The following is a 16,958-nucleotide window of genomic DNA, read 5'->3' on the forward strand; positions in this document are numbered from 1 at the left end:
CCGTCGGAGGGACATAGCCGTGGAGGTCAAGATCGGGGTGCAGCACACGCCCCGGGAGATCGTTCTGGAGAGCGGGCTTTCCGCCGAAGAGGTCGAGAGCGCGGTTTCCGAGGCTCTCGCCGGCAAGGCGCAGCTGCTCAGCCTCACGGACGAGAAGGGCCGCAAGGTCCTGGTGCCGGCCGACCGGATCGCCTACGTGGAGATCGGCGAGCCCAGCACGCGACGGGTGGGGTTCGGCGCGCTGTAGAACCTGTCCCCGGACAGGCTCTCCCGGCACGCCCGGACGCAGAGACCGTGGAAGCGGCCCGGTGGGGATTTCCCCGCCGGGCCGCTTTCCGTCGTGCCGCAGGTGCGGGGCGGCACCGCCTCACCGGGCGCCCGTTCCTGTGCGACGGCTGAGCGAAGCCTGTCCGCAGGAGGGTTGTCCTCCGCTGCCCGGGGGTAGTACCGCCTAGACCGATTTGCCCGCCCCCTCACCTGCGAGGTGATCACCTGTGATCTTGGAAACCCTGGGCTCCGTCGTGCTCGGACTCGCCCTCTCCTGGGCGGCCCTGCGCACCCTGTCACCCCGCCTCCCGTCCCGCCGGGCCGTGCTCGGCACGGGCGCGCTGGGAGCCCTGTTCGGCGCCTGGCTCACGCACTCGGTGCTGGGGCCGGGCCACGCGACGGCCACGCTGGTGGGCTCGGTGCTGATCTCCGCGGTGACGCTGTCCTTGTTGCTGAGGCCGCGAAGCCGCCGGCTCGGCCGGTCAGCGGCGGCCTGAGGCCGCCGCGGTCCGGCAGCGTCCTACGCCGCCAGCCCCAGAGCGGCCATCCGCTTGGTGTGCGCCTCGGTGATGCGGGAGAACATCCGGCCGACCTCGGCCAGGTCGAATCCGTCGGCCACCCCGCCCACCAGCATGGTCGACAGCGCGTCGCGGTCGGCCACCACCCGCTGCGCCTGCGAGAGCGCCTCGCCCATCAGCCGTCGTGCCCACAGCGCGAGCCGGCCCCCGAGCCTCGGGTCCGCCTCGATCGCGGCGCGCACCTTCTCGACGGCGAAGTTCCCGTGCCCCGTGTCGTCGAGCACGGCGAGGACGAGGGAGCGGGTGTCCGTGTCGAGCCGGGCCGCGACCTCGCGGTAGAAGTCGCTGGCGATCGAGTCGCCGACGTAGGCCTTCACCAGGCCCTCCAGCCAGTCGGACGGCGCGGTCATGCGGTGGAAGTCGTCGAGGGCCTTGGCGAACGGCTCCATGGCACCGGTCGGCTCCACCTCGATCGCGGTCAGCCGGTCGGTCAACCGCTCGAAATGATGGAATTCCGCGGAGGCCATCTTCGCCAGCTCCGCCTTGTCGGCCAGGGTCGGCGCGAGTTTCGCGTCCTCGGCGAGCCGCTCGAAGGCTGCCAGTTCCCCGTAGGCGAGTGCTCCCAGAAGGTCGACGACGGCGGCCCGGTACTGCGGCTCCGCGGACGCGGTGGCCCAGTCCTGGTCGGCGATTTTGGTGGATGCGGGGGTTTCCGTGGCGTTGTCAGGCGTCTCCATGGAGCGCAGAATAGCCCGCCCGCCGAGGGGCCGAGGGGCCCGGCCGCCGACTGACGTCACACCGTTCCGATGAATTCGCCCAACACAGATGCGCGAATCCGGGGTACAGTGGTATTGCGCTTACTGAGCATTTTGCAACTGCTCGTTGCGCGAAATTGAATGAGGATGCCCGGTCGGTGGCCCGATCGGCTCCGACCCGACAGCCCTCCACGCGGTGCGTACGACAGGTACGACCGCAGATGAGGGGCCCCCTCAGCGGCACGAGCGCTCGAGCGACGGCAGTGGTCCCGCGCCACCCGGCCAATCCACGGCCGGATGACCAACCCCGGCACGGTACGACCCCCTTCGTTCGCCTCGGACCGCGTTTCACAGAAGAGGCAGCACCCTGACTACGTTCCGAGACCTCGGTATCCTTTCCGAGACGGCCGAAGCCCTCGAGGCTGTCGGCATCACGTCCCCCTTCCCCATCCAGGAGATGACGCTCCCCGTAGCGCTCTCCGGCTCCGATGTCATCGGGCAGGCCAAGACCGGCACCGGCAAGACGCTCGGTTTCGGCCTGCCGCTGCTGGAGCGCGTCACCGTCCTCGCGGACGTCGAGGCGGGCCGGGCCAAGCCCGATAAGCTGACCGACGCCCCGCAGGCGCTGATCGTCGTCCCGACCCGCGAGCTCTGCCAGCAGGTCACCAACGACCTCCTGACCGCCGGCAAGGTGCGTAACGTCCGCGTTCTCGCCATCTACGGCGGCCGGGCGTACGAGCCCCAGGTCGAGGCCCTCAAGAAGGGCGTCGATGTGATCGTCGGCACCCCGGGCCGTCTGCTCGACCTGGCCGGCCAGCGCAAGCTCGACCTGTCGCAGGTCCGCGCCCTCGTCCTCGACGAGGCCGACGAGATGCTCGACCTGGGCTTCCTGCCCGACGTCGAGCGCATCATCACGATGCTGCCGGCGAAGCGCCAGACGATGCTGTTCTCGGCGACCATGCCGGGCGCGGTCATCAGCCTCGCGCGCCGCTACATGTCGCAGCCGACGCACATCAACGCCACGTCGCCCGATGACGAGGGCACGACCGTCAAGAACACCGCGCAGTACGTCTACCGCGCGCACAACATGGACAAGCCCGAGATGGTCTCGCGCATCCTCCAGGCCAACGGCCGCGGGCTCGCGATGATCTTCTGCCGCACCAAGCGCACCGCGGCCGACATCGCCGAGCAGCTGGAGAAGCGCGGTTTCGCCTCCGGCGCGGTCCACGGCGACCTCGGCCAGGGCGCCCGCGAGCAGGCGCTGCGCGCCTTCCGCAACGGCAAGGTCGACGTGCTCGTCTGTACCGACGTCGCGGCCCGCGGTATCGATGTCGAGGGTGTCACCCACGTCATCAACTACCAGTCGCCCGAGGACGAGAAGACCTATCTGCACCGGATCGGCCGGACCGGCCGTGCGGGTGCCAAGGGCATCGCGATCACGCTGGTCGACTGGGACGACATCCCGCGCTGGCAGCTGATCAACAAGGCCCTGGACCTGAAGTTCCCGGACCCGCCCGAGACGTACTCCACCTCCCCGCACCTGTACGAGGAGCTCGACATCCCGGCCGGCACCAAGGGTGTCCTGCCGCGCACCGAGCGGACCCGTGCGGGTCTGCGGGCCGAAGAGGTCGAGGACCTCGGCGAGACGGGCGGCCGTGGCCGCAAGTCCGCCGCCGCGTCGGCCCCCGCGGTCCGCGAGGAGCGCGCTCCGCGTACGCCGCGTCAGCGTCGTCGCACCCGGGGCGGTTCAGGTGCGGAGGAGGGCACCGTGACGGTGCCCGCACCGGCCACGGAGGCCGTCGAGGCTCCCGAGGCCGTTGACGGCCCGTCCGAGCCGCGTACCCCGCGCCGCCGCAGGCGCGGCCGTGTCGGTGCCGCGGACATCGCGGCCGAGGCAGCGGTGGCCGTGGCCGAGGCTCCGGCCGTGATCATCGACACCGAGCCCGCGCCCGAGGCCGCCGAGCCGAAGAAGCGGACCAGGGCCAGGGCGGCCAAGGCCGAGGTCGTGGTCGACACCGAGATCGAGATCGAGACGGAGGCGGAGGCGGCGGCGGCGGCCGAGGCGAAGCCGCGCCGCCGCCGCGCCCGGGTCGTCAAGCCGGTGACGGAGGAGGTCGACTTCCAGATCGCTCCCGTGGCCGAGCCCGCGCCCGTCGCCGCGACGGTGACCAAGCCGCGCCGCCGCGCCCGGGTGATCAAGCCCGCCGAGGACGAGGTCGACTTCCAGATCGCGCCGATCGCCGAGCCCGAGTCGGACTCCAGGCCGCGCCGCCGCCCCCGTGCGGCAGCGAAGCCGAAGACGGAGACCGTGGCGCAGACGCCGGCCGCCGAGGGCGAGGCCAAGCCGCGCCGCCGCCGGGCCCCGCGGACGACTGCCGCCAAGTCCGAGGGCTGAGCACGCACCACGCGTCAAGGATCGCCGGACGGGCCCGAGGGATTGACTCGGGCCCGTCCGGCGTTCCACGGCATGACGGACCTCGCCCGCGGTCGTAACCTCGTGCCATGAGCAGGCCACCCACCTTCACCCCGCCCCCCTGCGCCCGTCCCCGCGCACTGCACACCGAGCGCGGGGACTTCGCCGTGCTGGACGCGGTGCCGCGTACGCGATCACGGGGCACCGTCCTCCTGCTGCCCGGATACACCGGCAGCAAGGAGGACTTCATCGCGCTGCTGCAACCGCTCGCCGACGCCGGCTACCGCGCCGTCACGGTCGACGGGCGCGGGCAGTACGAGACCGACGGGACGGACCGTCAGGAGGCTTACAGCCAGGATGAGTTGGCCCGTGACGTGCTGGCGCAGACAGCGGCACTCGGCCTCGGGGACGGCGCAGTCGACCTGCTCGGCCACTCACTCGGCGGGCAGATCGCGCGCGCCGCCGTACTCCTGGACCCCGCACCGTTCCGTTCGCTCACCCTGATGTCCTCCGGCCCGGCCGAGGTCGTCGAGGCCCAGCAGGTCAAGCTGAAGATCCTCGGTGACGCGCTCGCCACGATGAGCATGGACGACGTCTGGACCGCCATGCGCGCCTTCGACCCGCCGGCCGAGGCGGAGACGGACAGCGAGGACCTGCGGCGGCGCTGGCTGCGCCACCACCCCGCGCAGCTGATCGCCACCGGCCGCCAACTCGCCACCGAACCGGACCGGGTGGCCGAGCTCGCCGCCACGGGGCTGCCCGTCCATGTGATCTCCGGCGAACGCGACGACGTCTGGCCGGTCCCGTTGCTCGACGAGATGGCCGTACGCCTCGGCGCGCCCCGGACCCGGATCGAGGGCGCCGAGCACTCCCCCAACACGGACCGGCCGGGGCCGACCGCGGCCGCGCTCGTCTCCTTCTGGGGCAGCCTGTAAGCGACTGCGAGGACACGGGTGGCACACGCGGGCGACCGGCGTCAGTACTGCGCCTGAAGGTGCTGCCAGAAGCCGTCACGCAGCGCCCGGCGCAGATGGGCGTGGCCGCGCAGCGAGTGCTGGAGCAGCCGCTCGGCCTCGACCAGCAGGTCCTGGTCGACGGAGCCCGGCAGATACGGATGCCCCGGCAGCAGGTCGGCCAGAGACTCGCGGCCGCGGGCGGAGAGCCAGGTGGCGGCGATCTGCGCCCCGACGAAGCGGACGTCCTCGCGCGAGGGCGCGGGGCCGTCCTCCTCATAGGTGGTGACGGGGCGTCTGGTCACGTACGGACGGCAGAAGTCGAGGTCGAAGGTGCGCTGGCTGTCGACCTCCCAGAGCAGCGGTTCGGCCTGGTTGCGCCCTTCCCCGGCCTCGATGCCCCACAGATGGACCCGGGCTCCGTACCCCTGCGCGGCCTCGACGGCCGACACCAGGTCCTCGTCGCCGCCGACCAGCGCGGCGTCGCTGATGGCGCGGTGGCGGGCGAGGGATTCGAGGTCGGTGCGGATGAGCGAGTCGACGCCCTTCTGCTGGTTGTTGGCGTTGAGGTTGCCCAGCCTGACCTTGACGTCGGGGAGTTCGGCGATGGACTGCTGCTCGACGGTGTGGGTCCGGCGCCTGGCGCCGTCGTACCAGTACACGCGCAGCAGCCTGCTGTCCGCGAAGATGGTGCGGGCCTTGTCGATGAAGGCCTCGATCAGTCCCTCGGAGTCGAGGTCGAAGGAGCGCCGGTCCTCGGTGCCGGTGACGAGCAGCCCGGCCGCGGCGTACACATAGCCCGCGTCCACGAAGATCGCGTGGGTCGAAGGGGTCTTCGACACCTCGGCGAGCACGCGCTGGAGCAGTTCGTTGGTGCGGTCCAGACGATCGCCGATCTCTGCCTCGTTCATGCGGGCCTCGTCGCGGAAACCGTCGTCCGCGCATGCTCGGTTACCTGCTGGTACTTAGACATCCAAAAAATTTCCTTAGCGTAGGGAATGATTGCAGGGAGCAAGTCGTTGTACACCCCGTGGGGCGCGAGACAGAGATGCCTGCGCTCCTCATCCTTGCGGACGGGCCACCCGTCCTCCCAGTAGTTCTCCAGCAGGAGGATCAGACGAAGGGAAGCCATATGCGCTTCGAGATCATGCGACTCGACGATGTCGACGGTACCGCCGTGGACAGCACCGTCGTGGACGCCGCCTCCGTCAACCGGATCGTGCAGCAGGCAGCAGCAATCGGCCAGCGCATCTATATCCGCCCGGCCGAAACCTCGGCTTCGTAACGCATTGCCGACGTAATAAAGACGCCGACGTATAAAGACGAAGCGCCCCCGCACGGATGTCCGTGCGGGGGCGCTGTGGTGTCCGGGGCCGGGTCAGGCGTTCTGGATGACCTGGGTGACGCCGTTGATGATCTGCTGGACGGCGATGGCGGACAGCATCATCCCGGCGAGCCTGGTGACGAGCACGACGCCACCGTCCTTGATGACCCTGATGATCAGCAGCGAGTAGCGCATGGTCAGCCAGAGCACGACGTGCATGGCGATGATCGCCGTCCAGACCGAGATCTGGCTGCCGACGGTGTCGGCGTGCTGCACCGCGAGGATCACCGAGACGATCGCTCCGGGGCCTGCGAGCAGCGGCATGCCGAGGGGGACGAGCGCCACGTTGACGTCCTTGGTCTGCGTCGGCTCGTCGGTCTTGCCGGTCAGCAGATCGAGCGCGATCAGCAGCAGGAGCAGTCCGCCCGCGATCATCAGCGCGGGGACGGAGACATGGAGATAGTCCAGGATCTGCTGGCCGAGCAGCCCGAACACGGCGATCACACCGAAGGCGACGGCGACCGCCTGCAGCGCCATCCTGCGCTGCATCCGGGCGGGGCGGCCCGCGGTGAGGGCGAGGAAGATCGGGGTGATTCCGGGCGGATCCATAATCACAAAAAGGGTGAGAAAAAGGGATCCGAAGACAGCGACGTCGAACACAGTGAGCCTTGCGAGGAGAGAGCGGAAATGCGGCGGGAAGGAGCGCCCCGCGAACCGACGGCCGTCGCACAGGGCGGCAGCAGCGGCGCGGGCCGGTGCGTGAGAGGGGAACGAGCGGTGTCACGCGGTCGCGCCGCACAGCGGGCGGGGGCGTGAAGGGGTGGCGCGTGGGCCGTTACGAGGCGACGGGTCCGCCGGCCCCCGGCACCGGGAAGGCTCCCGTGGCGCGCCGGGTGATCTCGCCGTAGATCTCCGGGTCGGTGGTGTACTCGCCGAGCGCCACGGTCTTGCGGCTGCCGTGGTAGTCGCTGGACCCGGTGGTCAGCAGCCCGAGCTCGCGGGCGAGTCCGCGCAGCCGGGCCCGGGTCGGCTCGTCGTGGTCCATGTGGTCGACCTCGATGCCGTCGAGTCCCGCCGCGGCAAGCGCCGCAATCGACGACTCGGGGACCACCTCGCCGCGTTTGACGGCGGCCGGGTGGGCGAAGACGGTGACACCGCCGGCGGCCTTGACCAGCCGGATCGCGTCGAAGGGGTCGAGTTCGTGCTTCTCGGCGTACGCGCGCCCGCCGTCGGCGAGCCACTCGGGTGTGAAGGCGTCGGAGACGCTCGCGACGACGCCGAGCTCGACCAGCGCGGTGGCGATGTGCGGCCGCCCGACCGAGCCGTCCCCGGCGATGCGTGCGACCTGCTCCCACTCGACCGGGACGCCCAGCTCCCGGAGCTTGCGCACCATGGTCTGCGCGCGCGGCACCCGGTCGTCCCGCACCAGCTCGCGCTCGCGCGCCAGCTCGGGTTCGTCGGGGTCGAAGAGGTACGCCAGCATGTGCAGCCCCACGCCGTCGATGCGGCAGGAGAGCTCGGCGCCGGTGACCAGGGTGAGGCCCTCGGGGAGCGCGGCCTTCGCCGCCGCGTGACCGCGGACGGTGTCGTGGTCGGTGAGGGCGACGACATCGAGCCCCGCGGCGGCTGCGTTGCGCACCAGGTCGGCGGGGGTGTCCGTACCGTCCGACGCGGTGGAGTGGGTGTGCAGGTCGATGCGCACGACACGTACTCCAGTGCTCGCAGCCGGGTGGGGGACGCTCAAGGATAACCGGCGAGCGGACCCGCCCCGGCCCGCTCAGGGTCCCGTCAGCAACCGGGGCGTGAGGGCGCCGCAGGGCACCAGGTCGACCTCTCCCCCGGCGTCGCGCAGATCGGTCAGCACCAGCTCGTCGTACATCAGCAGGCCCGACTGCTCGGGCCACACGATCGCCCAGAGCCAGAGCCCGCGCGCCTCACCGGCGAAGACCGCCCGGTCGGCGGGGGCGCCCTTCACGTGCCAGAGGGGGGTCGGGCGGCCGGCGGCGAGCACCTTGACGTCCGGCGGGCCGTCGACCCGCAGCAGCGGGCCCGGGTCCGGGCCGTCGATCCCGGCGTACCGCGCGCCCAGCCCGACGCCGAGCTCCTCGGCGACGAGCAGCAGTTCACCGATTCCGCCGAGCGGCCCCGGTCCGGAACAGGCGACAGCGGTGGCCCGGCCGCCACTGCGGTCGTCCCCCGCGGCCGCGACGCCGGTGAACAGCCAGCCGACCGGCAGGGGCCAGGGCATCCACACGGGCACCTGGGCGCGGTGCACCACCACCCCGAGCCCCTCGACGCTGGGCGGGACGACCGGCTGCATCGGGTGCACGCTGCCATGCGCGTCACACTGCCAGGTGTCGTCGAAGAAACCGGGCGCCTTGACCCGGCCTCCGCACTTCGGGCAACTGGGTTCGCCCCTCATAGCGACCAACGGTCCTCCCCGGTCGTCGCCGCGTCAAGGACGATCACCCTTCCGCAGCGTGGCTCCGGCCGACAGATTTAGATGTAGCTTGCATTTATTAGACGCTCTAACTTATTCTGTGCACAACACACCGACCTAGTGGAGAGCGAGAAGTCCCATGCAGGGAGAGGATCCGTTCGAACAGGGAACGGCGAGCATCCTGCGCCAGCCGAAGGCCGTCTGGGCCACGGCGGGCGCATCCGTGGTCGCGTTCATGGGAATCGGCCTGGTGGACCCGATTCTTCCGTCCATCGCGAAGGGACTGGAGGCGACGCCGAGCCAGGTGTCCCTGCTGTTCACCTCGTACTTCCTGATCACGGCCGTCGCGATGCTCGTCACCGGGTTCGTCTCCAGCCGCATCGGGGGGCGCAGGACGCTGCTGGCCGGTCTCGCGCTCGTCGTGGTGTTCGCCGCGCTCTCCGGCACGTCCTCCTCCGTCGCGGAGCTCGTCGGCTTCCGGGCGGGCTGGGGCCTGGGCAACGCCCTCTTCGTATCGACCGCGCTCGCGGTGATCGTGGGCGCGGCGGCGGGCGGCAGCTCGGCGGCGATCCTGCTGTACGAATCGGCGCTCGGCCTCGGCATGGCCTGCGGGCCGCTGCTCGGGGCGCTGCTCGGTGACGCCAGCTGGCGCTACCCGTTCTTCGGAACGGCCGCACTGATGGCGATCGGCTTCGTCTGCATCACGGCGTTCCTCAAGGAACAGCCCAGGCCCGCCCGGAAGACCTCGCTGCTCGACCCGGTCAAGGCGCTCGGCCACGGCGGGCTCGCCTCGGTCGCGACCTCGGCGTTCTTCTACAACTACGCGTTCTTCACGATCCTGGCCTTCACCCCGTTCGTGCTGAACATGACGCCGTACAAGTCCGGCGCCGTCTTCTTCGCCTGGGGTCTGCTGCTGGCGGTCTTCTCGGTGCTCGTCGCGCCGCGGCTGCAGAAGCGCTTCGGGTCGCTCAAGGTGGTCGGCGGCTCGCTGGTGCTGCTCGCCGCGGACCTGGTGATCCTCGGCTACGGCAACCACACGACGGCGATCGTCTGCACCATCGTCTCCGGCGCCTTCATCGGCATGAACAACACCGTCTACACGGAGCTGGCGCTCGGGGTCTCGGACGCGCCGCGCCCGGTGGCCAGCGCCGGCTACAACTTCGTCCGCTGGTTCGCGGCCGCCGCCGCTCCCTACCTGGCCCCGAAGATCGAGGAGTGGAGCAACATCCACATCCCGTTCGTGGTCGCCGCCGCCGCCGCGCTGCTCGGCGCGGTCGTCGTATGGGTCCGGCGCTCGGCACTGTCGCACGAAGCGGAGGAGCTGGAGCCGAAGCACGCCACCGAGGACGGCGTCACCGTCTTCGCCAACTGACCGGCCGGCGCCCCGTACAGCCCCGCCCACGGCTCCGGCCGCGCGGCGGGGCGTCCGTGTTCCGTTCGTCTCAGTCCAGGGCGACCGAGGCCCGCAGCGGATCGCGCAGATCCGTCCCCTGCGACAGCCACCGCTCCTGGAGTTCCTGCGCGCCCCTGACCCGCTTCCAGGCCGCCTCGTTGTGCGTCATCGGCAGCAACGGCAGGAAGCGCACCGGCTCCATCGGCTCGTCCAGTTCCAGATCCTCGACCAGCCCTCCCGACTCTGCGACCAGCACGGAGCCGAACGGTGCCCCGGGCCACAGCGGTTCACCCACGTCCAGGGAGGCGCCGGGGGCCACGATCACGCCCTCCACCTGGGGCGAGGCCGCCAGCACTGCGAGCTTGCGCAGCACCTGGTCGGTGTCGGCCAGGCCGACCCGTACCGAGAGGACCAGTTCGGCGCGCGGGCCCTTGACCGGGTCGGCGAGGGTGGCCGTCGGATCGGCCATCGGCTGGGCGGACATGCCGAGGGTGGCGTACCTCACCACGTCGCCGTCGATGAATCGGAGCACCTCGATCCGGTCCGTCCCGAGAAACGTCACTGCTGCGCGTGCGTCCGGTTCACCCAGGGCCGTCCGCAGACGTGCCTCGACCAGCGCAAGAATTTCTGCCATGCCGTGAGCATAGGACGCGTATGGAACGGGCAAAGTAAGGGATTGGCCCTGTACCGGCTGCTAGCCTGGGGTGCCGGTCGGGACAGCACGCAGAAGCGTCGCTCTCAAGTCCCGACGAAACGTCATCCCCCACGGGGGACCGACCGGAGGAGGTGGGGCTGCGGTGGATCCAAGTCGACCGTGCAGTACTAGCCGCTCTTCCGCTCGACACCTTTCTTCTGTGATCTGACGCCTTCTCGGTCAAGGCCTCCGGCATTTCGCACGACGGAAGAGCACTCCCTTTTTGCCTGTCTGTAGCGAACGCCGTCGTCGTGCCTCCGCGGTGCCGCCCGCTTTGCGGACGTGAGCCCACGTCCCCATTCCGGGCTGTTCCACGCCTGCGCCGGCGGCCCTCCGTGAAGGAGCCAGCCATGTCGATGATCCGTGACCTGCGCGCCGTGGTGCGCCCGTCCCTGCGCAAGACCAACACCCTGCACAGCGGTTACGACACCACGCGCGATCCGTCCGCCTCGAGCGCGGTCGTCGACTGCGCGGTCTACCGCGACGGCCGCCGTATCGCCGAGGTGGAGGGCACCTGCCGTACGCCGCACGAGGCGATGCTCCGCGTACGGGAGAACGGCGGCTTCGCCTGGATCGGCCTCCATGAGCCGACCGAGGAGGAGTTCGCGGGCATCGCCCGGGAGTTCGGCCTTCACCCGCTCGCAGTGGAGGACGCCGTCCACGCCCACCAGCGGCCGAAGCTGGAGCGGTACGACGACACGCTGTTCACCGTCTTCAAGACGATCCACTACGTCGAGCACGCCGAGCTGACCGCGACCAGCGAGGTCGTCGAGACCGGCGAGGTGATGTGCTTCACCGGCCGGGACTTCGTCATCACCGTGCGGCACGGCGGCCACGGCTCGCTGCGTGCGCTGCGCCACCGGTTGCAGGACGACCCCGAGCTGCTCGCCAAGGGCCCGTCCGCGGTCCTGCACTCCATCGCCGACCATGTCGTCGACGGTTACATCGCGGTGGCGGGCGCGGTGCAGGACGACATCGACGAGGTGGAGATCGAGGTCTTCTCCACCCCGGACAAGGGCAGCCCACGCGGTTCGGACGCGGGCCGGATCTACCAGCTCAAGCGCGAGGTGCTGGAGTTCAAGCGGGCCGTCTCGCCGCTGCTGCGCCCGATGCAGCTGCTCAGCGAGCGGCCGATGCGGTTGATCGACCCGGACATCCAGAAGTACTTCCGGGACGTCGCCGACCACCTGGTCCGGGTGCAGGAGGAGGTCATCGGCTTCGACGAGCTGCTGAACTCGATCCTCCAGGCGAACCTGGCGCAGGCGACCGTCGCGCAGAACGAGGACATGCGCAAGATCACGTCCTGGGCGGCCATCGTCGCCGTACCGACGATGATCTGCGGCGTCTACGGCATGAACTTCAAGCACATGCCGGAGCTGCGCTGGACGTACGGCTACCCGATGGTGATGGGTTTCATCGGCGTGGTCTGTTTCTCCATCCACCGCATGCTCAAGCGCAACGGCTGGCTCTGACCCGTACGCCGAGGGGCGTCTAAGCTCTGCCCATGACTGCTGCTGACACGCTGCTCGGGCCCGCCATCGTCGAGGAGGCCACCAAGAAGTCGGGCCTCGTCTGGGTACGCGGCACCGGCCCCGCGCGGGCGCTGTGGCACGTGTGGCACGAGGGTGCGGCGCTGCTCGTCGGGGACGGCCCGGGTGAGCAGCCGCTCCCGGCCGGACTCACCGACGGCGCGACAGCGGAGGTGACCGTCCGCAGCAAGGACAAGGGCGGCCGTATCGTCGCCTGGTCGGCCTCGGTGGCGCAGCTCGCACCGCACTCCGAGGAGTGGGAGGCCGCGGTCGCCGAGCTCAAGGGCAAGCGGCTCAACGCACCGGACGCCGAGCAGATGCCCGAGCGGTGGGCCCGCGAGTGCCGGATCGTGCGGCTGACGCCGCTCGACTCCCGTACGGAACTGCCCGACACCTCGGGGGCGGCGGCCCCCCTGCCCACCACCGCGACCACGCGGCTGCCGGTGCCTGCCGGGCTGCCGCGACTGCTGAGGAAGTCCCTGCGCAGGTCGTAGCTACGACGAGGACGACTTCGGCAGCTGCTGCCCGTAGTCGACCGTCTCGTCCTCGGCCGGGGCCGCCAGCGCGAAGTCCTTGCCCCAGTCGGCGAGCGTGATGACGCCCCCGCCTCCACCGCGGGCGAAGCTCAGCGGGTACGGGGCGCCCTCCAGGGACACGTCCAGGGCGCCCCCCTCCCCCTTGCCGCCCAGGATCCGGATGGTGCGCACACCGCCGACCTTGTCGCGGTCGCCCTTGCCGACCTCGCCGTGCAGCGTGAGCAACCCGTCGAGCAGCACCTTCTTGTCCGTGAAGCCGCGCAGCTGCTTGTACGTGGGGTCGTCCTCGGGGACTTTCACGTACTTGTCGTCCAGCTTGTCGGCGGCGGCGCCACCCGCGTCACTCGTCGTCTCGTCCGTCTTCTTCTTCTCGTCGTCGTGGTTCCAGAAGCCTGCGCCGGCCTTGAGGTAGAGCTCGTCACCGATCCGCAGCAGTTCGAAGGTGCTGTTCTTCGAGGTGACGGAGCCCGCACCGCCCTTGTTCTTGAGCTGCATGTCGATCTTGTACGTGCCGCCCTTGCTCACGAGCGTGCCGGCCAGGCGGACCGCGTCGGCGGAGTCCGCCGCCGTCTGCGCCTTCTTCTCGATCTCCGGCCCGGTCAGTCTGCCGACACCGTTGGTCCCCTTGTCCGGATCCTCACCCGCGCACGCGGTCAGGGCCGCGGTCAGCCCGGCACAGAGCACTAGGGCGAGGGCGGCGGTCCGGCGGCGGGCCCGGACGGGCGGGACAAAAGAGGTCACAGGCGCACTGCCTCTCATCTGCATGGCGGGGGTGGCAGACGGCAGCGTACCCGTGCGGCCTACGTCTTCCTGCAGAGAGCCGTACGGACGGCTCGCCAGGGCACCACGGAGCGGTACGGGCTAGCCTGATCACGTCATAAGGGTGCAAGAACTGTCGGAACAGACCGGATGCGTAAGAGTCTCCGGCCATCGGGGACGCCGCCCCCGATAGCCGGACGCTCCGCGCCCGGCGGCGAACGAGGAGGCGCAGGCATGGCACCGGGCACTCCCCGCGTCTTCGTCTCGCACCTGTCCGGCGTGCCGGTCTTCGACCCCAACGGCGACCAGGTGGGACGCCTCCGCGACCTGGTCGCGATGCTCCGGGTCGGCGGCCGGCCGCCCCGGCTGCTCGGCATCGTGGTCGAAGTGGTGAGCCGGCGCCGGATCTTCCTCCCGATGACCCGGGTGACGGGCATCGAGTCGGGGCAGGTCATCACCACCGGCGTGATCAACTTGCGGCGCTTCGAGCAGCGGCCCACCGAACGTCTGGTGCTCGGCGAGTTCCTCGACCGGCGGGTCAGCCTGGTGGAGACCGGCGAGGAGGTCACCGTCCTGGACGTGGCCATCCAGCAGCTGCCGGCCCGCCGCGACTGGGAGATCGACAAGTACTTCGTCCGCAAGGGCCGGGGCGGGGCGCTGCGCCGCAAGGGCGAGATGCTGACCGTCGAGTGGTCGGCCGTCAGCGGCTTCTCGCTGGAGGAGGACGGGCAGGGCGCCGAGTCGCTGGTCGCCACGTTCGAGAAGCTGCGTCCCACCGATGTGGCCAACGCCCTGCACCACCTCTCCCCAAAGCGCCGGGCGGAGGTCGCCGCCGCCCTGGACGACGACCGGCTCGCCGACGTCCTGGAGGAGCTCCCCGAGGACGACCAGGTGGAGATCATCGGCAAGCTCAAGGAGGAGCGCGCCGCGGACGTCCTGGAGGCCATGGACCCCGACGATGCGGCGGACCTGCTCTCCGAACTGCCCGAGGCGGACAAGGAGCGGCTGCTGACGCTGATGCGCCCGGACGACGCGGCCGACGTGCGACGCCTCATGTCGTACGAGGAGCGGACCGCGGGCGGTCTGATGACCACCGAGCCGATCATCCTGCGGCCGGACGCGACGGTCGCCGACGCGCTCGCCCGGGTCCGCCAGTCGGACCTGTCCCCGGCACTCGCCGCGCAGGTGTACGTGTGCCGGTCGCCGGACGAGACGCCGACGGGCAAGTACCTGGGCACGGTGCACTTCCAGCGGCTGCTGCGGGACCCGCCGTTCACCCTGGTCAGCTCGCTCGTCGACAGCGACCTGGTGGCACTGCCCCCGGACACCCCGCTGTCGGTGGTGACGAGCTACCTGGCGGCGTACAACATGGTCTCGGTACCCGTGGTGGACGAGAGCGGCTCGCTGCTCGGCGCGGTGACGGTCGACGACGTCCTGGACCACCTGCTGCCCGACGACTGGCGGGAGACCGACTTCCACGGCCGCGAGGGGGTGCTCCGTGACCGGTGAGGACCGCTCCAGGGCGTCGAACGGCTCGACGGCGCTGACCCGCGGCCCCAGGACCCGGCTCGACCAGCCCAAGTCCCCGCGCCGGCGGCTGCTGCCGGAGTACGACCCCGAGGCGTTCGGCCGGTTCTCGGAGCGCATCGCGCGCTTCCTGGGCACCGGACGGTTCATCGTCTGGATGACGCTGATCATCATCCTGTGGGTGGTGTGGAACATCTTCGCGCCCGGGAACCTGCGGTTCGACGAGTACCCGTTCATCTTCCTGACCCTGATGCTCTCGCTCCAGGCCTCGTACGCGGCCCCGCTGATCCTCCTCGCGCAGAACCGGCAGGACGACCGCGACCGGGTCACCCACGAGCAGGACCGCAAGCAGAACGAGCGCTCCATCGCCGACACCGAGTACCTGACCAGGGAGATCGCCGCGCTGCGGATGGGCCTCGGGGAGGTCGCCACGCGCGACTGGATCCGGTCCGAGCTGGAGGACCTGGTGAAGGACCTGGACGACCGACGGGCGCTGCAGCCCGCCGAGAGTGACGAAGACCGCTGACGGGGCTACCCGCGCGTAGCGGCAGGCGCCGTAACATCGTCTGTATGGCTACGGAAGACGCGGTGCTTGAGGCACTGGCGACAGTGAACGACCCGGAGATCCACCGCCCGATCACCGAACTCGGCATGGTGAAATCGGTCGAGATCGATCCTGACGGTGTGGTCGCTGTCACGGTGTATCTCACCGTCTCCGGCTGCCCGATGCGCGAGACGATCACCAAGAACGTGACGGACGCGGTGGCCCTCGTCGAGGGGGTGTCCCGGGTCGAGGTCACGCTCGACGTGATGAGCGACGAGCAGCGCAAGGATCTCGCGACCTCGCTGCGCGGCGGCACGGCGGAGCGCGAGGTGCCGTTCGCCAAGCCCGGTTCGCTGACCCGGGTGTACGCGGTCGCCTCCGGCAAGGGCGGCGTCGGCAAGTCCTCGGTGACGGTGAACCTGGCTGCGGCGATGGCGGCGGACGGCCTCAAGGTCGGTGTCGTGGACGCGGACATCTACGGGCACAGCGTGCCGCGGATGCTCGGTGCGGACGGCAAGCCGACCCAGGTCGAGAACATGATCATGCCGCCGTCGGCACACGGCGTGAAGGTCATCTCCATCGGCATGTTCACCCCGGGCAACGCCCCGGTGGTGTGGCGCGGCCCGATGCTGCACCGCGCTCTCCAGCAGTTCCTCGCCGATGTGTACTGGGGCGACCTGGACGTCCTGCTGCTCGACCTGCCGCCGGGCACCGGTGACATCGCGATCTCCGTGGCCCAGCTGGTGCCGAACGCGGAGATCCTCGTCGTCACGACCCCGCAGCAGGCCGCGGCCGAGGTGGCCGAGCGGGCCGGTTCGATCGCCGTACAGACCCACCAGAAGATCGTCGGCGTCGTCGAGAACATGTCGGGCATGCCGTGCCCGCACTGCGACGAGATGGTCGACGTGTTCGGGTCGGGCGGTGGCGCGCGGGTGGCCGAGGGCCTGACGAAGACGGTCGGCGCCGAGGTGCCGGTGCTCGGCTCCATCCCGATCGACCTACGGCTGCGCGAGGGCGGCGACGAGGGCAAGCCCGTCGTCCTGTCCGACCCCGACTCCCCGGCAGGCAAGGCCCTGCGTTCCATCGCCGACAAGCTGGGCGGCCGTCAGCGCGGCCTGTCCGGCATGTCCCTGGGCATCACCCCGCGCAACAAGTTCTGACCGCGGGCACGACGCGGAAAGGTGGCGGGGCCCCGCGGGGCCCGCCCCCGTGCGCGGCGGTGGTGGACAGGCCCGCGGGGACGCCGGCCCCGGGGTTTGCCCCCCCCCCCCCAACCCCCCCCCCGACCCGCCCCAACCCCCCCCCG

Annotated in this window: 18 protein-coding genes; 11 read left to right on the top strand and 7 right to left on the bottom strand. The window is 70.6% G+C overall.

Going from position 1 to position 16,958, the window contains the following annotated elements; genetic code table 11:
- Positions 1 to 19 precede the first annotated feature (19 nt).
- Together ACIOEW_RS25440 and ACIOEW_RS25445 are read left to right on the top strand one after the other, a co-directional pair.
- Complete coding sequence (locus tag ACIOEW_RS25440; RefSeq protein WP_024490505.1) at positions 20 to 247, top strand: DUF3107 domain-containing protein; 228 nt, start codon at positions 20 to 22, stop codon at positions 245 to 247.
- Between the two features lie 247 nt (positions 248 to 494).
- A complete protein-coding gene (locus ACIOEW_RS25445; protein ID WP_362556248.1) occupies positions 495 to 764 on the top strand; it encodes a hypothetical protein in 270 nt (89 codons plus the stop codon).
- Between the two features lie 23 nt (positions 765 to 787).
- Here the strand turns inward: ACIOEW_RS25445 and ACIOEW_RS25450 are convergent, their stop codons facing one another.
- Complete coding sequence (locus tag ACIOEW_RS25450) at positions 788 to 1,531, bottom strand: ferritin-like fold-containing protein (protein ID WP_401966186.1); 744 nt, start codon at positions 1,529 to 1,531, stop codon at positions 788 to 790.
- Between the two features lie 466 nt (positions 1,532 to 1,997).
- On the opposite strand from ACIOEW_RS25450, the gene ACIOEW_RS25455 reads away from it, so the two are divergent.
- On the top strand, positions 1,998 to 3,935 hold the full coding sequence (locus ACIOEW_RS25455; RefSeq protein ID WP_401966154.1) for a DEAD/DEAH box helicase: 1,938 nt from the start codon (positions 1,998 to 2,000) through the stop codon (positions 3,933 to 3,935).
- A 107-nt stretch (positions 3,936 to 4,042) separates the two neighbouring features.
- A complete protein-coding gene (locus ACIOEW_RS25460) occupies positions 4,043 to 4,888 on the top strand; it encodes an alpha/beta fold hydrolase (protein ID WP_401966157.1) in 846 nt (281 codons plus the stop codon).
- Between the two features lie 41 nt (positions 4,889 to 4,929).
- On the opposite strand, the gene ACIOEW_RS25465 is transcribed toward ACIOEW_RS25460, so the two are convergent.
- Positions 4,930 to 5,817, bottom strand: a complete 888-nt coding sequence (locus tag ACIOEW_RS25465; RefSeq protein ID WP_362556255.1) for an NYN domain-containing protein — start codon at positions 5,815 to 5,817, stop codon at positions 4,930 to 4,932.
- A 221-nt stretch (positions 5,818 to 6,038) separates the two neighbouring features.
- Between ACIOEW_RS25465 and ACIOEW_RS25470 the strand changes: the two genes are divergently transcribed.
- Positions 6,039 to 6,191: a hypothetical protein gene (locus ACIOEW_RS25470; RefSeq protein ID WP_177328023.1), complete on the top strand. Its 153-nt coding sequence runs from the start codon at positions 6,039 to 6,041 to the stop codon at positions 6,189 to 6,191.
- A gap of 93 nt (positions 6,192 to 6,284) precedes the next feature.
- Here the strand turns inward: ACIOEW_RS25470 and ACIOEW_RS25475 are convergent, their stop codons facing one another.
- The 3 genes from ACIOEW_RS25475 to ACIOEW_RS25485 form a co-directional block, all read right to left on the bottom strand.
- Entirely contained in the window at positions 6,285 to 6,890 is a 606-nt protein-coding gene (locus tag ACIOEW_RS25475) for a MarC family protein (RefSeq protein WP_351002313.1), read from the bottom strand.
- A gap of 175 nt (positions 6,891 to 7,065) precedes the next feature.
- Positions 7,066 to 7,932, bottom strand: a complete 867-nt coding sequence (locus ACIOEW_RS25480) for a PHP domain-containing protein (RefSeq protein ID WP_362556257.1) — start codon at positions 7,930 to 7,932, stop codon at positions 7,066 to 7,068.
- Positions 7,933 to 8,007: 75 nt separating this feature from the next.
- Complete coding sequence (locus ACIOEW_RS25485; protein WP_362556259.1) at positions 8,008 to 8,652, bottom strand: DUF6758 family protein; 645 nt, start codon at positions 8,650 to 8,652, stop codon at positions 8,008 to 8,010.
- A gap of 157 nt (positions 8,653 to 8,809) precedes the next feature.
- Between ACIOEW_RS25485 and ACIOEW_RS25490 the strand changes: the two genes are divergently transcribed.
- A complete protein-coding gene (locus ACIOEW_RS25490) occupies positions 8,810 to 10,042 on the top strand; it encodes an MFS transporter (RefSeq protein ID WP_401966161.1) in 1,233 nt (410 codons plus the stop codon).
- 70 nt (positions 10,043 to 10,112) lie between these two features.
- On the opposite strand, the gene ACIOEW_RS25495 is transcribed toward ACIOEW_RS25490, so the two are convergent.
- Positions 10,113 to 10,697, bottom strand: coding sequence for a suppressor of fused domain protein (locus ACIOEW_RS25495; RefSeq protein WP_351002309.1), 585 nt, complete (start codon positions 10,695 to 10,697; stop codon positions 10,113 to 10,115).
- A 410-nt stretch (positions 10,698 to 11,107) separates the two neighbouring features.
- On the opposite strand from ACIOEW_RS25495, the gene ACIOEW_RS25500 reads away from it, so the two are divergent.
- Together ACIOEW_RS25500 and ACIOEW_RS25505 are read left to right on the top strand one after the other, a co-directional pair.
- A complete protein-coding gene (locus ACIOEW_RS25500) occupies positions 11,108 to 12,229 on the top strand; it encodes a magnesium and cobalt transport protein CorA (protein WP_362556263.1) in 1,122 nt (373 codons plus the stop codon).
- 32 nt (positions 12,230 to 12,261) lie between these two features.
- Entirely contained in the window at positions 12,262 to 12,780 is a 519-nt protein-coding gene (locus ACIOEW_RS25505) for a hypothetical protein (RefSeq protein ID WP_401966163.1), read from the top strand.
- On the opposite strand, the gene ACIOEW_RS25510 is transcribed toward ACIOEW_RS25505, so the two are convergent.
- Positions 12,781 to 13,563, bottom strand: a complete 783-nt coding sequence (locus tag ACIOEW_RS25510; protein ID WP_401966164.1) for a hypothetical protein — start codon at positions 13,561 to 13,563, stop codon at positions 12,781 to 12,783.
- Positions 13,564 to 13,815: 252 nt separating this feature from the next.
- Here ACIOEW_RS25510 and ACIOEW_RS25515 point away from each other — a divergent pair, with 252 nt between their 5' ends.
- Genes ACIOEW_RS25515 through ACIOEW_RS25525 form a run of 3 tightly spaced genes read left to right on the top strand, consistent with a single transcriptional unit; the run spans position 13,816 to position 16,812 of the window.
- Complete coding sequence (locus tag ACIOEW_RS25515) at positions 13,816 to 15,090, top strand: magnesium transporter MgtE N-terminal domain-containing protein (RefSeq protein ID WP_362556268.1); 1,275 nt, start codon at positions 13,816 to 13,818, stop codon at positions 15,088 to 15,090.
- Positions 15,080 to 15,634 (top strand): DUF1003 domain-containing protein, encoded by a 555-nt coding sequence (locus ACIOEW_RS25520; protein ID WP_362556270.1) that lies wholly within the window; start codon positions 15,080 to 15,082, stop codon positions 15,632 to 15,634. Before ACIOEW_RS25515 ends, ACIOEW_RS25520 begins: the two co-directional genes overlap by 11 nt.
- Before the next feature lie 44 nt (positions 15,635 to 15,678).
- Positions 15,679 to 16,812, top strand: coding sequence for an Mrp/NBP35 family ATP-binding protein (locus ACIOEW_RS25525; protein ID WP_362556272.1), 1,134 nt, complete (start codon positions 15,679 to 15,681; stop codon positions 16,810 to 16,812).
- Positions 16,813 to 16,958 lie beyond the last annotated feature (146 nt).

Origin of the sequence: Streptomyces sp. NPDC087901 (assembly GCF_044742205.1) — a bacterium.
Lineage (GTDB): Bacteria > Actinomycetota > Actinomycetes > Streptomycetales > Streptomycetaceae > Streptomyces.

Coding starts and splice junctions, on each gene's coding strand:
- ACIOEW_RS25470 (WP_177328023.1), top strand. CDS start 6,039: ATGCGCTTCGAGATCATGCGACTCGACGATGTCGACGGTACCGCCGTG.
- ACIOEW_RS25490 (WP_401966161.1), top strand. CDS start 8,810: ATGCAGGGAGAGGATCCGTTCGAACAGGGAACGGCGAGCATCCTGCGC.
- ACIOEW_RS25455 (WP_401966154.1), top strand. CDS start 1,998: ATGACGCTCCCCGTAGCGCTCTCCGGCTCCGATGTCATCGGGCAGGCC.
- ACIOEW_RS25515 (WP_362556268.1), top strand. CDS start 13,816: ATGGCACCGGGCACTCCCCGCGTCTTCGTCTCGCACCTGTCCGGCGTG.
- ACIOEW_RS25460 (WP_401966157.1), top strand. CDS start 4,043: ATGAGCAGGCCACCCACCTTCACCCCGCCCCCCTGCGCCCGTCCCCGC.
- ACIOEW_RS25525 (WP_362556272.1), top strand. CDS start 15,679: ATGGCTACGGAAGACGCGGTGCTTGAGGCACTGGCGACAGTGAACGAC.
- ACIOEW_RS25505 (WP_401966163.1), top strand. CDS start 12,262: ATGACTGCTGCTGACACGCTGCTCGGGCCCGCCATCGTCGAGGAGGCC.
- ACIOEW_RS25495 (WP_351002309.1), bottom strand. CDS start 10,697: ATGGCAGAAATTCTTGCGCTGGTCGAGGCACGTCTGCGGACGGCCCTG.
- ACIOEW_RS25465 (WP_362556255.1), bottom strand. CDS start 5,817: ATGAACGAGGCAGAGATCGGCGATCGTCTGGACCGCACCAACGAACTG.
- ACIOEW_RS25485 (WP_362556259.1), bottom strand. CDS start 8,652: ATGAGGGGCGAACCCAGTTGCCCGAAGTGCGGAGGCCGGGTCAAGGCG.
- ACIOEW_RS25500 (WP_362556263.1), top strand. CDS start 11,108: ATGTCGATGATCCGTGACCTGCGCGCCGTGGTGCGCCCGTCCCTGCGC.